This window comes from Paenibacillus sp. fava2 (genome assembly GCF_058313675.1).
In genome coordinates, this window is record NZ_CM177755.1 from 2723787 (window position 1) to 2736951 (window position 13165).

Consider the following 13165-nt stretch of genomic DNA (forward strand, 5'->3'; position numbering starts at 1 on the left):
GGCGGTACGTCAGCAGCCTTAAGACAAGACATTAAGCTTGTTATAAGGGAGAAACAGTCATTTCCGGTATTTCCGGCAATGGCTGTTTTTGCTGTATGTGAATCCCTTTACCTGATCGTTCAGGTAAACTAAGATAGGAGGAAAGGAGGCGGGAAAATGAGCTATGTTAATACGTTTATCCGCGTCGCGGCAGATTGTCCGGTAGAGACAGGTATCATACCGGTCACCTCAAAGCCGCAGCTGCCTGCACATATCATCCAGTATGAGCTGCTTGCAGAAGAACCCTACCGCTATACGCATGAGGAGCTGCTGTATGAGGTCCATGTGCGCCACAAGCAAATTTCCGAGGAGGAGCGCATCTCCCGCCGGGCTGAAATATGGGCAGAGCTTTTCTCCAGGAAGCATCCCTGCCTGCGCGCGTCCATGCTGCCGAAGCGCTACGGCTGGGGCGTCCATTTTGATGCAGAGGGCAGAATTGCCATCTATGCGATGGAATCGCCGGAATATGACCGCTATACTACCGGCGAGGACAGCGGGCTTACCCTGCTGAATGCGATGCGGAGCAAACGGGGCTAGAGCCCGAAAGGAGAATGCGTCTGTGTATAAAAATATTGAAGAGCTGACCCTGAACACCTGGCCTGCGGAACAAAGTGTGCTGCTCGAGGGCTGGATTCTGCGGTCAGCCTCGGGTTATACGAAACGGTCGAATTCCGTTAATCCTTTATACGGGCCTGCAGAGATGGAGCATGGCCTTGATGTGAGGCAGAAAATCCTGCTATCTGAGCAGTATTATGAGCGGGCTGGGCTGCAGACGGTATTCAAAATCACCCCCTACATCCGCCCTGCCGGGCTGGATAATCTGCTGGAGGAGTTGGGCTACCGGATAGATAGCCCTTCATCTGTGCGGACTCGTGATCTGGAGCAGCTGCCGCCGCTGCAGAGCCGGCATACACTTGTAATCAGCGGGCATCTGACAGAGGAATGGCTCGCGGCCTTCTCCCGCCAGGCGAAATTGTCCGGAACAGAGACGGATACCCTGTGCCGGATGCTGTCCGCATCCAGCCTGCAGCAGGGATATGCGCTGCTGCTTAAGGACGGCGTGCCGGCAGCCTGCGGCCTTGGTGTAATACAGTATGGATATATCGGGCTGTACGATATCATTACGGCACCCGAATACCGCAGGCAGGGACTGGCAGAGGAGCTGATTCTCGGACTGCTGCAATGGGGGCGTTCGCAGGGGGCGTCAGCTTCATTTTTGCAGGTGGTGCTGGCAAATGCCGGCGCTTCCGCATTGTATGACAAGCTGGGCTATAAAGAAGTCTATCAATACTGGTATAGGATTAAAGACTAGATTCCTACAGCAAAGGAGATAGCCATGTCACAATATTGGAGCGGGCGTTTTGCCCGGGAAGGCATGATATGGGGGAGTGAGCCTAGTCCGTCGGCCTGGCAGGCGGAGGAGCTTTTTAGGGCGGAAGGTGTGGAATCGGTACTGGTTCCCGGTGCGGGCTATGGACGCAACACCAAAGTGTTCTCGCCCGGGTTCACAACCTACGGGATTGAGATGAGTACGGAAGCCCTGGAGCTGGCGGCGGAATGGGACCCGAAGACTACTTTTTTTGCCGGATCGGCGCTGGAGACGCAGCTGAGTGTACAGGTGGATGCCGTATACTGCTACGATGTGCTTCATTTATTTCTGGAGGCGCAGCGCAGGCAGCTGATTGCCGCATGTCTTGCCCAGCTGAAGCCCGGCGGACTGCTGTATTTCACCAGCTTTTCCGATGAAGACTCGAACAACGGCTGCGGCCGCAGGCTTGAACCGGGGACCTATGAGTACAAGGAAGCGAAGTATGCCCACTTCTTCAGTGATGCTGATTTGAGAAACCATTTTGCCGGAACCGAAATTAGGGAGACCGGATCATTCCCCGAGTGTCTGCACAGCAGCCAGGGCGGAGCCCATGAATACATACTGCGGTACATCATCGCACGCAAACCAGACTGACCGCGAAAGACGCCAATAGGCCCTCCTTTTATAGAAAGAAGGGCCTTAAGTATAGTCGTCACCAAGGTGTAAAAACGAGCATCCGGGCGCTTTGTCCGCTATCTCAGCTCACAATCAGCGAATAAAATATGCCGCGGAATCCGGAAAAAGCTCTCTGCCTTTTCCTGCAGGGCCAGAGTTGGAAGATGGCATTGGTGCAGCCACTTGCGGAAGGTGCCCGGGTGGACGCCGATCCAGATGCTGACATCGGTTACAGAGAAGTCATACACCATGCACAGCCCTGTCAGAATAACGTTATTCTGCGGAGAATGGGCAAGCGTTCTTTTCATAAAGCGTGATGGGGTAGGCTGGCAGACAATCGGACTTTGCCGCAGGAGTGCTTCGTTGAACAGGATATGGGACGGATAGCCCAGCAGACGGCAGACCTTGTCCAGATTGTTTCTGGAAGGGATGCGTCCCTCGTATACCCAGGCGCTTACACTGCGCGAGGAGACTGAGAGCTCTTCTGCAAGCTTGGATAATTTAATGTCCTTGGCCATCAGAACGGCCAGCAGCACCCGGTTGCGGATCTGGCTGCGCTTAGGTCTGCGGAACCGTTTTACACGTACGCCCTGTCCAAGATATTTGCGGTTGATCAGAGACCAGGCCTGAATTTTGTGAGGTTCTTGTTGATTCTTAGGCATACTTCCTCCGAATTTTTAACGTTATACTACAATACTTTCCGGTACGCTGCAATGGTTAATGCTGTAATTGCTGACATGGGGGTTAAGTTTCTTTCAGAAGTGTTACCGTTATGATATATTTTTAGTAATCAAATTTACAATACTCACAGCAGGGAGCGAAATAGATGATCAAGCATATCGTATTTTTCAAACTGAAAGACCGGTCTCCGGAGAGTGTGGCCACTACTGTCGGAGTGCTCCGCAACATGGAAGGAAAGATTCCGCAGCTGCTCTCCATTGAGGTTGGTGCTGATGTGATTCATTCGGAGCGGTCTTTTGACATCGCACTGGTGACCACCGTTGCCTCACTGGAGGATCTGCAGGCTTACCAGGTTCACCCGGCCCATAAGGAAGTTATTGCCCACATTAACGAGGTTAAAGAGCTTTCTGTCGCTGTGGACTACGAAATCTAAAGAGCTGCCGGCTGCGGCAGGGTTCCCATTTTATACCGGAAGCGGGGATGTAAATGCGTGAGCTTGAATATCCGATGGAAGCATTGACGTACCTGGTCGTTTTTCTGGCCGCCTGCTTTATCATGCTGTTCTGGCTGAAACGCCGGGGCAGACGCGGCAAGTAAGTATAGCACATTAACATTCTTCCATACCACCTGACTTGGAGGGTTCAGCTGTGTACTATGTTAACCGGAAGCAAATTGAGAATATACTGGATCAGATTCCCGCGATCGGGGCCGGTCTGCGCAGTGCTGCGGATTCCTGGGATGGGGGCATTATAAACGGACTTGTGCAGGAACGTTGTCTGCATCTGGGGATCGAGGTAGTGACGGATGTCGGAAGCTGCCTGATTGACGGCTTCATTATGCGCGATGCGGGAAGCTATGAGGATATCATCTCGATTATCAATGACGAAAAAGTGCTCGGGGACAGCGGAATCTACGATACCCTTATCGAACTGGTAGCGCTCCGCAAGCCGCTGGTGCAGGATTATTATGTCTGGGAACGGAGCAGGCTGCACCCGCTGACCGCACGCGTTCCGGATGTTCTGGACCGTTTCGCACTGGAAGTGCGCCGGTATCTGGATCAGGAGCTGGGTGCTGAGTTGACGGTCTGAGCCGTATCCGTCGTAGGAACGGCAGAGCTGGAATACACGGCTTACAAGCCGCAAGGAGAGGAGGTGCCTGAACATGAAAAAAGGGCAGGAGAGCGGTTCGACAAGACGCAATATAATGACTCTGCTCAAAATGAAGGGGCCGATGACCATCGGCGCACTGGCCGAGGAGCTGGGGATTACCGAAATGGGGGTCCGGCGTCATGTTTTGCAGCTGGAGCAGGAATCATTGGCCAAAACCAGAGTCGTCCGCCAGGCAATGGGCAGGCCCCTGCATGTGTATTCGCTGACGGAGCGGGCCGAGGAGCATTTTCCCAAAACCTATCACAATCTGGCGCTGGAGCTGCTGCGGGAGCTGGATCATACTAGCGGGATTGAGGCGGTCAATGTGCTGTTTGAAGGCCGGCGCAGGCGGATGCTTGCCCAGTACACGCCGATGATGGAAAACCGGAATCTGGAGGAACGGGTGGCTGAGCTGTCCTCGATCCAGAATTCCGGCGGATACATGGCCGAGTGGAGCAAGGAGGAGGACGGCAGCTTTGTGATGCGGGAGTATAATTGCCCGATCCGCCAGGTTGCATCCCAGTACCGCAAAGCCTGCCAGTGTGAACAGAGCCTGTTCGAGGAGCTGCTCGGGGCAAAGGTGACGCGCAGCGAATGTATGGCTGAAGGCGGCCAGTGCTGCCGGTATGCGATTACACCGGATCCCGGTCATCCGGCCAAACGGGACAAATCGTACGAAAAGTCTTCCTGAACCAGTCACAGGACAAACTCTCTATGCTTATGATATAGCAGAACTAGGCGAACGCCCGGGGTGACGGGCAGAGGCACTTTGAATCCAAAGGAGAGATTGACGATGAAAAAGGATACCAAAAGCTTACTGTGGGGAATTCTGGCAGGTAGTGTGGTCGGTTCAGTGACTGCGCTGCTGTTCGCCCCTAAACCGGGAAAAGAGCTGCGCCAGGACATTGTGGACGGAACGAACGGTGCCATTGATAAAGTGCAGGAAATTGCGGGTGCAGCAGGTGAAAAAAGCTCAGAGCTGTACGGGAAAGCCAAGGACGCAGTGGAATCCGTCGTCAGCGAAGTGAAGGAATGGAGCAAGCAGTATACCCAGATTGATGCGGAGGAAGAGATTGCCGTGGTTAGCGGCATTGCTGCCGAAGAAGCTGCCGTGAATCTTGATGAGGCAGAAACCGCAGAAATTATTTCGGCTGCTGCAGAGGATGCGCAGGATGTAGCGGATGCCGGAGACACTGCGGATGCTGTCCTGGAAGAGGAATCTGCTGCAAAGGATGACAAGGGCGGCGTTCTCTAATATCAGGCAGGGCAGCCGGTATGTGGTCAACTTGGGGGAACCGGCTGCTCCCTTTGCCGGAAAATAAGGCTGGCTGAGTTCCAAATAAATAGGCTGAAGCCGGCCTCCGGCCGCTTGACGCCGCTTCTCGCATACCTTGCGGGAGGCGGTTTTATATGTTTCCGGGGTCCGGGCAAAGTATCTATGTCAGCTTCTTTCAAGGCCCTGCTTTGTGGGGGTATTTTTAATCCTTCCTTGAACTGGAGCCCTAAAAAGAGTATTATCTGCAATTGGGGCTCAAAGTCAGGTACACTTGTGTCTGACCTTACATAAGCTACACAAAACAAGTAAAAGGAAGCGGTGTGTTCGTGCAGCAGGCTATAGCTATACTAGACTCAGGTGTGGGGGGGCTTACGGTTGTCAAGGAAGTCATGAGACAGCTTCCCAGGGAAAAAATCATTTATTTCGGTGATACTGCCCGTGCCCCTTACGGACCCCGTTCGACAGAAGAAGTGAAATTGTTCACTGAACAAATCGTTGACTATTTAATTCAATTCAATCCTAAAATGATAGTAATTGCCTGTAATACTGCAACAGCAGCAGCGCTGGATTATATTTCGGCCAAGGTGTCCATTCCGGTTATCGGTGTGATCCATCCCGGAGCCCGCGCCGCGATCAGCGCCACCAAAACCGGCCGGGTCGGTGTTATCGGGACGGTTGGTACGATCAAGAGCGGGGCGTATACCGCTGCGCTGAAGGAGCTGTCCCCGTTCGTGGAGGTGGTCAGCCAGGCTTGTCCGGCGCTGGTGCCCTTTGTGGAGCAGGGCATGTTCCGTTCCGAGGAGAGCCATATTGCGGTAGCAGAGTCGCTGAACGGCATCAAATACGAGCCTATCGACACTATGATTCTCGGCTGCACACATTATCCTTTTCTCATAGAACCGATTGGCAAAGTGATGGGTCCGGGAGTGAAGCTGATCAGCTCGGCGGATGAAACGGCGCGGGAGATCAGCACGATTCTCTATGACAAAGGCCAGCTGGCGCGGGGAGATGAAACCCCGATTCACCAGTTTTTCTGCAGCGGGGATGCCGAGATGTTCCAGCGGATTGCCCGTGACTGGCTCGGCGAGCAGCTTAAACGGACGCCTGTAGTCTGGCAGGTGTCCTCTTTGTAAGCTGAGGTGTTTGGAATAGGGACAAACCTCTAAAGTTGAAGGCATTAAACCGGGAGCTATCCCGGTTTTTTTGTATTTAAGGGTATGTTGGAATAGTAAGAGTAAGAGTAAGAGTAAGAGTAAGAGTAAGAGGAAAAGGAAATGGAAAAGGAATGAGGAAGAGGAACGTAGCTTTGTTTCTAGCAGAAGCGGGCGAGTGTGCGAAGTGAGAGGAGTGGGAGGAGTGAGTGGAATGAGAGGCAAAAATGCCTTTGATTTCGAGCAAAACGGGTAAATGAGCAAAATGAAGGGCAAAAATGCCTTTGATTTCGAGCGGAACGGGTAAATGTGCGAAATGAAGGGCAGAAATGCCTTTGATTTCGGGTGAAGCGAGTAAATGTGCGAAATGAGAGGCAAAAATGCCTTTGATTTCGAGCGAAGTGGGTAAATGTGCGAAATGAAGGACAAAAATGCCTTTGATTTCGAGCGGAACGGGTAAATGTGCGAAATGAGAGGCAAAAATGCCTTTGATTTCGGGCGAATTGGGTAAATGAGCGAAATGAGAGGCAAAAATGCCTTTGATTTCGAGCGGAACGGGTAAATGTGCGAAATGAGAGGCAAAAATGCCTTTGATTTCGAGCGGAACGGGTAAATGTGCGAAATGAAGGGCAAAAATGCCTTTGATTTCGGGCGAATTGGGCGAATCTGCGGAATGAGAGGCAAAAATGCCTTTGATTTCGGGCGAAATGGGTAAATGTGCGGAATGAGAGGCAAAAATGCCTTTGATTTCGGACGAAGCGGGTAAATTTGAGAAATGAGAGGCAAAAATGCCTTTGATTTCGAGCGGAACGGGTAAATGTGAGAAATGAAGGGCAAAAATGCCTTTGATTTCGGGCGGAACGGGTAAATGTGCGAAATGAAGGGCAAAAATGCCTTTGATTTCGAGCAGAACGGGTAAATGTGCGAAATGAAGGACAAAAATGCCTTTGATTTCGGGCGAATTGGGTAAATTTGCGAAATGAGAGGCAAAAATGCCCTTGATTTCGAGCGAAGCGGGTAAATGTGCGGAATGAGAGGCAAAAATGCCTTTGATTTCGGGCGGAACGGGTAAATGTGCGAAATGAGAGGCAAAAATGCCTTTGATTTCGGGCGGAACGGGTAAATGTGCGAAATGAAGGGCAAAAATGCCTTTGATTTCGATACCGCCGTTATACAACGTCTCGCAGAGCAGGCACATTCCAGCTACCCGAACCAACGCAATGTCAAACTAGCCTGTATCAGCTACCCGAACCAACACCCCGCAAAAAACTATTCCAGTTAACCGAACCAGTGCCCTGCCATACAGACCCATTCCAGATACCGGACTAACGTCCTGCCAAACACAGCCATTCTAGCTACCGAACCAGCCTCCTCGGGGCTAATGGTAACAATGCCTGTCATAGACCGAATGCGAGCTAATATCGTGGAAAGGAGTATTCCCAACAAAACTAACGATCCGCCGCAAACATTGTCTCAATAAACTACCGCTTCCCTATTAACCACACCCTAGCTACTATCAGACCATTCCCAACACCCGCTACAACCACCTTTCGTACCAACCCATCTCTGAAAAATAGCACTACCATTGCTGAGTCCGCCGCAATCCGACACCAGCCCGGCGCAATCCTCGCCCTCAGCACAACCCCTCAGCGCCAGCCCGGCGCAACCCAAGCCCTCAGCACAACCCCTCAGCGCCAGCCCGGCGCAACCCAAGCCCTCGGCACACCCCACGGCACCTGCCCCGCGCAATCCTCGCCCTCAGCACAAGCCCTCGGCGCCTGCTCCGCGCAATCCTCGCCCTCAGCACACTCCTCGGCACCTGCCCCGCGCAACCTCCTGCCCTTAACAGTTCCCTGTAACACTCCCTGCCGCCAGCACATCTCCCGACAATCCCCCCAACACCGCCTCCCTTTATTTCTTTCCCGCCACTTAAATGCGGTTACATTTTTTCATCGTGGTCAGGCCATCCGGGGGCTTTTCGTTCATGCCGGGTGATAGGGCCTGCATACAATAAAGGGAGCCTGTGTCCCTTAGACTTGGCAGGGATGACGGCAACTAGAGGGTCTGAGAGGATGAGGCATATGCAGCAATATATTGCCCGCAAGGGAGATACAGTTAGCCGGATTGCCGCCAGGCATGGACTTACACCGGAGCATGTCATTCAAGGAAACCCGTGGGCCGGGAGGCAGCCTTACCTGTACCCGGGGCAGGTCCTGTTCCTGCCTTCCGCACCGCGTAAACGGTACTCCGTACAGGAAGGCGACGATGCGGCGTCCATCGCTGCCTTGTTCGGAGTGGATATAGCTGAGCTTGAGCTGCTGAATCCGGGGGTTACCACCGGCCGTTATTGCAGTCCGGGCAAAATGCTGGTTATTCCGCAATCCGCATCGGGCAGTATAGTGGCCGTCAACGGTGAGTATGGCCCCGTCCAGGCCGATGAGGATATCAGGCTGCTGACGCAAAAATACCCCTTTATCACCGCCAGCAGCATTGGAAGTAGCGTACTAGGTAAGCCCCTGCATCTGCTGAGGATCGGCAATGGCTCACGTAACCTGCACGTAAATGCTGCGCTGCATGCCAATGAATGGCTGACCTCTCCCTGCCTGATGTCATTCATAGAGCAGTATGCGGAAGCCTATGCAACCGGCAGTGGCTGGAACGGGCATGATCCCGCCAAGTGGTACCGGGACTGGACGGTGTGGGCGGTGCCGATGGCCAACCCGGATGGTGTGGAGCTGGTGCAGGAAGGGGCGCTGCCGGATCATCCTTGTTACGCGGAGCTGATGAAATGGAACTGCGGCCGCCGCAGCTTCCGCCACTGGAAGGCCAACATCCGCGGAGTGGATCTCGGAGACCAGTTCCCGGCCCACTGGGAGGAGGAACGCGAGCGGCGGCAGATTCCCGGCCCTGCACCGCGTGACTACAGCGGACCTGCACCGCTCAGCGAGCCTGAAGCAGCGGCGCTTGCCGCACTGGCCGGGCGGTATCCAGGCGAAGCAGCTGTCTCCCTGCACAGTCAGGGAGCTGAAATCTACTGGAACTACCGGGGTTATGAGCCTCCCGGAAGCAGGGAGCTGGCGGCGCGGCTGGCGGCGGCAAGCGGCTACCGGGCGGTTGAGCTTACCGGAAGCGATGCCGGATATAAGGACTGGTTCATCCAGCAGTTCCGCAGGCCAGGCTTCACGGTTGAGCTTGGGACCGGCAAAAACCCGCTTCCGCTGGCGGATTACGATGACGCTGCCCTGGAAACCGGACTTATTATCGCGGAAATTCTTTCGAATTTGCATAAAAATTGAAACAATAGCTGCAAATTTGCGTAATATAACAGCAAAGGGTACGGCCGCAAATCTAATCTCAATTGCTTCGCGGCCGTGTCCTTTTTTAGCGGAAAGGGAGGAACTTAATCTATGAAACTAAGAAAACTGCTGTCGCTGAAACAGTGGTCTCATATATTCAGCAATACCTGGAGGTATATCAGCTCGCCTGCAGTCACAATGGGGGACAAGCTGCTTTTTACGATTCCCGTGCTCCTGTATTGGATTTTGCCGGATGTGATGCCCTTTATGCCGATTGATGATATAGGGGTAACGATGCTGGTGATGGGCTGGTTTGTCTCGCGTATGGACCGCAAATATCCGGCGCTCCGGAGCGGAAGATGAAAGTTTAAAGAATTTTTGTCCGAAATCCGTCATAAGACGCTCTTCTATTTGTCCGGGAAGGTTGCTTTTGCAGGCTACTTTCCTTAAAATGAATTATTGAGGTTTTGAAGTAGATGCAAAAGGAGATGGATGAGGATGAACGTCAAAATTACCCGCAACGCGGCTAAAGTGATAAAAAAAACCATGGAACTTGAAGGCAACAGCGAACTCAAGCTGCGCGTAGCGATTACGCATGCACACGGCGACCACGCCCACTATGGTCTGGATTTGGACACGCCTAAAGAGAATGACATCGTGGTTTCCACCGACAAAGACATCGATGTTATCCTTGATCCGAACCAGCCGCTGCTGGACGGTGTAAAGATCGATTACTTGTATCTCCCGGAAGAAGGCTTTGTCATCACTAATCCGTCCAAAGGCAATCACGGCGACCACTAAACCGCCGCTGTAAATAAGGACAAGAAGAAGGGTTGCTCCATGGCTAACGAAATACAGATTTGTGATCAGTGCAATCACACCAGAATGAAGACGATTATGCCCAAGCTGCGCAAGATGGCTCCGGATGCGGAGATCAAAGTCGGCTGCAAGTCCTACTGCGGACCCTGCGGCAAACGGGCCTTTATCTATATTAACGGACGTTATGTAAGTGCTCCTACCGAGGATGAGGTGCTGGCGAAGGCGGAAGCTTTTGTAAAGAAGCCGGCGGCAGTTAAAGAATAATTTCAGATTTCGGGCTGCCGGATGTGCCGGCGTGCCTGTTCTGAGGTCTCCGCTTTCGGGCGGAGGCCTTTTCTGTTTCATACAAGAAAGCTCCCTCATTTGGGAACGTGCTGCGGCTCGTGTTATAATGGACAGGTTGTTGATTGGTTTTTTAAAATATAAGGATTTCCAGGTTGCCCATTATAAATGATCCTTATATTTCTCGCAGAAACGGATACCGTCCCTTAAAGGACGGCAAAGCCGTTTCTACTTACATAGGCGGCAGCCGCCAATTTTCGAGGAGGGAATGAAACGGTATGAAGCATCTTAATGGCAGCACGGTTCTGAATAACGGGGTTCATATGCCCTGGTTTGGTCTTGGCACGTTCAAAGCAGAGGGAGCCGAGGTGGCTAATGCGGTAACAACCGCACTTGAGCTGGGATACCGGAGCATCGATACTGCAGCAGTATATGGCAATGAGGAAGAGGTAGGCCAGTCGATTGCAGCAAGCGGAGTGGCGCGTGACAGCCTGTTCGTTACTACAAAAGTATGGAATTCTGATCAGGGCTATGACCGGGCGCTACAAGCTTTTGACACCAGCTGCAAGAAGCTAGGTCTTGATATAATCGATCTGTACCTGATTCATTGGCCTGGCAAGGATAAATATAAAGACACCTGGCGTGCGCTGGAGCGCTTGTATGAAGAAGGCCGCGTGCGGGCAATCGGCGTCAGCAATTTCCAGATTCATCATCTGGAGGAGCTGCGCAAGGACAGCGGTATCGTGCCTGCCGTCAATCAGGTGGAGCTGCACCCGCGGTTTATCCAGAAGGAGCTGCATGACTACTGCGTACAGCACCAGATCCAGATTGAGGCGTGGGCGCCGCTGATGAAGGGCAGACTGCAGGATAACGAGCTGCTGCAGGGTATTGCAGGCAAGCATGGCAAAACCGTGTCCCAGGTGATTTTGCGCTGGGGGCTGCAGAACCGGATCGTGATTATTCCGAAGTCGGTCACCCCGTCCCGGATCAAGGAGAACAGCGAAATCTTTGATTTCGAGCTGTCGGCTGAAGAAGTAAGTGCAATCAGCGCGCTGGATGCCGGTGAGCGGATCGGGACTGACCCGGACAAGCTGATGTTCTAGCAGAAGGAACAACTAAGCAGAGCTTTGAAATACAACTTACATTTAGCATCAAAAAGAGCCTTAGACCCGAACAGCAAAGCTGCGGTGGTCTAAGGCTCTTGTCTAATCCCTTATTGAGGATTGCGCGGCGGGAGCGGTCCCAGGTACTGATAGTACTGGCATTCGATCCGGCCGTTGTACAGCTTGCGGCGCTTGTCCGCCTTACGGCCATAGTATTGCTCGAATTCCTTGTAGGGGCTGATCGCGAAGAAGGACCAGGTCGGCAGATAAAGCATCATCTCGCCGAACTGGCGGGTCAGCTTCTCCACTTCCTTGTCGTTACTGATGCGCTCGCCGTAAGGAGGATTCGTGATGATGCAGCCATACTCGCCTTCAGGGCGGGCTTTGGCGGCGGCCATATGCTTGAATGTTATCTCGCCGGCCAGACCTGCGCTCTTGGCAGCGGCTTCGGCGATTTCAATCGCAGCCGGATCAATATCCGTACCGGTCAGCTGCAGCGGGTAATCGTCACGTACAGCATCAAAGGCCTCATCGCGGGCTTCTTCCCACAGGCGCTTCGGAATCTCCGGCCAGTGCTCGGACGGGAATGAACGGCGCAGTCCGGGCGCGATGTTCCAGGCGATCATCGCCGCCTCGATCAGGATCGTGCCGGAGCCGCAGCACGGATCGTACAGCGGACGGTGGCCGTTCCAGCGGCTGAGCTGGATGAGAGCGGCCGCCATTGTCTCCTTCAGCGGTGCTTCGGTTGCCTGGCGGCGGTAGCCGCGCTTGTGCAGTGCAGGACCGGTGGTGTCCAGTGTAATCAACGCGATGTCATTCAGCAGAATGACTTCAACGACATAACGCGGCCCGTTCTCCGGGAACCACTCGGTGCGGTACGACTGCTTCAGCTTCTCGACAATCGCCTTCTTGACAATCCCCTGGCAGGCAGGTACGCTGGTAAGCTGGGATTTGTGTGAACGTCCTTCCACCGGGAATTCCCCGTTCTCGGGAATCCAGTCCTCCCAGTTAATAGCCTTGACGCCTTCGAACAGCTCGTCGAAGGTCCGTGCAGGGAACTGGCCCATTTTGATCAGGACCCGGTCAGAGGTACGCAGCCATAAATTACAGCGGCAGATATCGATAAGATCCCCGCTGAACAACACCCGTCCGTTCTCGGTGGTGGTCTCATAACCCAATTCGTTCAATTCGCGTGCTACTACAGCCTCCAACCCCATAGGGGCGGTGGCGATCAGTTGTAATTTACCCAAAATGCGCTCAACTCCGTTTAGCTTGTAGATGGTTGCACCCAGCCAGTACAATAAGAAAAGCAGATAAGCAAAGAGGTACCCTGTACCGTCTTTATCCCATACATGCATACGCTTAGTAAAGCTTGGCCTAGCCAAT

The 13165-nt window shown here is 53.2% G+C and carries 16 protein-coding genes; 13 read left to right on the plus strand and 3 right to left on the minus strand.

Going from position 1 to position 13165, the window contains the following annotated elements; genetic code table 11:
* The first annotated feature begins 156 nt into the window (after positions 1-156).
* Genes AC4G46_RS11475 through AC4G46_RS11485 form a run of 3 tightly spaced genes read left to right on the plus strand, consistent with a single transcriptional unit; the run spans position 157 to position 2002 of the window.
* The gene (locus AC4G46_RS11475) at positions 157-576 is read left to right on the plus strand and encodes a DUF6157 family protein (RefSeq protein ID WP_491128045.1); all 420 of its coding nucleotides are present in this window, start codon (positions 157-159) and stop codon (positions 574-576) included.
* A 22-nt stretch (positions 577-598) separates the two neighbouring features.
* Positions 599-1351: a GNAT family N-acetyltransferase gene (locus AC4G46_RS11480; RefSeq protein WP_491128046.1), complete on the plus strand. Its 753-nt coding sequence runs from the start codon at positions 599-601 to the stop codon at positions 1349-1351.
* A gap of 24 nt (positions 1352-1375) precedes the next feature.
* Complete coding sequence (locus tag AC4G46_RS11485; protein ID WP_491128047.1) at positions 1376-2002, plus strand: class I SAM-dependent methyltransferase; 627 nt, start codon at positions 1376-1378, stop codon at positions 2000-2002.
* 98 nt (positions 2003-2100) lie between these two features.
* Here AC4G46_RS11485 and AC4G46_RS11490 read toward each other — a convergent pair whose 3' ends face one another.
* The gene (locus AC4G46_RS11490) at positions 2101-2685 is read right to left on the minus strand and encodes a helix-turn-helix domain-containing protein (protein ID WP_068725334.1); all 585 of its coding nucleotides are present in this window, start codon (positions 2683-2685) and stop codon (positions 2101-2103) included.
* Positions 2686-2849: 164 nt separating this feature from the next.
* Here AC4G46_RS11490 and AC4G46_RS11495 point away from each other — a divergent pair, with 164 nt between their 5' ends.
* The 5 genes from AC4G46_RS11495 (at position 2850) to racE (ending at position 6261) form a co-directional block, all read left to right on the plus strand.
* Positions 2850-3137: a Dabb family protein gene (locus AC4G46_RS11495; protein ID WP_068725332.1), complete on the plus strand. Its 288-nt coding sequence runs from the start codon at positions 2850-2852 to the stop codon at positions 3135-3137.
* Positions 3138-3351: 214 nt separating this feature from the next.
* Positions 3352-3792 (plus strand): DUF86 domain-containing protein, encoded by a 441-nt coding sequence (locus AC4G46_RS11500; protein WP_491128048.1) that lies wholly within the window; start codon positions 3352-3354, stop codon positions 3790-3792.
* Between the two features lie 73 nt (positions 3793-3865).
* Entirely contained in the window at positions 3866-4543 is a 678-nt protein-coding gene (locus tag AC4G46_RS11505) for a helix-turn-helix transcriptional regulator (RefSeq protein WP_491128049.1), read from the plus strand.
* Positions 4544-4645: 102 nt separating this feature from the next.
* Positions 4646-5107: a YtxH domain-containing protein gene (locus tag AC4G46_RS11510; protein ID WP_491128050.1), complete on the plus strand. Its 462-nt coding sequence runs from the start codon at positions 4646-4648 to the stop codon at positions 5105-5107.
* A gap of 347 nt (positions 5108-5454) precedes the next feature.
* Complete coding sequence (gene racE / locus AC4G46_RS11515) at positions 5455-6261, plus strand: glutamate racemase (protein ID WP_491128051.1); 807 nt, start codon at positions 5455-5457, stop codon at positions 6259-6261.
* Positions 6262-6337: 76 nt separating this feature from the next.
* Here the strand turns inward: racE and AC4G46_RS11520 are convergent, their stop codons facing one another.
* A complete protein-coding gene (locus AC4G46_RS11520) occupies positions 6338-7495 on the minus strand; it encodes a hypothetical protein (protein ID WP_491128052.1) in 1158 nt (385 codons plus the stop codon).
* Between the two features lie 865 nt (positions 7496-8360).
* On the opposite strand from AC4G46_RS11520, the gene AC4G46_RS11525 reads away from it, so the two are divergent.
* The 5 genes from AC4G46_RS11525 to AC4G46_RS11545 all read left to right on the plus strand — a co-directional run bounded on the left by AC4G46_RS11525 (position 8361) and on the right by AC4G46_RS11545 (position 11779).
* A complete protein-coding gene (locus AC4G46_RS11525; protein ID WP_491128053.1) occupies positions 8361-9575 on the plus strand; it encodes a M14 family zinc carboxypeptidase in 1215 nt (404 codons plus the stop codon).
* A gap of 111 nt (positions 9576-9686) precedes the next feature.
* On the plus strand, positions 9687-9938 hold the full coding sequence (locus AC4G46_RS11530; protein ID WP_068727904.1) for a hypothetical protein: 252 nt from the start codon (positions 9687-9689) through the stop codon (positions 9936-9938).
* 135 nt (positions 9939-10073) lie between these two features.
* Complete coding sequence (locus tag AC4G46_RS11535; RefSeq protein ID WP_039871960.1) at positions 10074-10376, plus strand: HesB/IscA family protein; 303 nt, start codon at positions 10074-10076, stop codon at positions 10374-10376.
* A 39-nt stretch (positions 10377-10415) separates the two neighbouring features.
* Entirely contained in the window at positions 10416-10658 is a 243-nt protein-coding gene (locus AC4G46_RS11540) for a YuzB family protein (RefSeq protein ID WP_039871963.1), read from the plus strand.
* A gap of 296 nt (positions 10659-10954) precedes the next feature.
* Positions 10955-11779 (plus strand): aldo/keto reductase, encoded by an 825-nt coding sequence (locus AC4G46_RS11545; RefSeq protein WP_491128054.1) that lies wholly within the window; start codon positions 10955-10957, stop codon positions 11777-11779.
* A gap of 110 nt (positions 11780-11889) precedes the next feature.
* On the opposite strand, the gene AC4G46_RS11550 is transcribed toward AC4G46_RS11545, so the two are convergent.
* On the minus strand, positions 11890-13029 hold the full coding sequence (locus tag AC4G46_RS11550) for a THUMP domain-containing class I SAM-dependent RNA methyltransferase (RefSeq protein ID WP_068727920.1): 1140 nt from the start codon (positions 13027-13029) through the stop codon (positions 11890-11892).
* Positions 13030-13165: the final 136 nt, after the last annotated feature.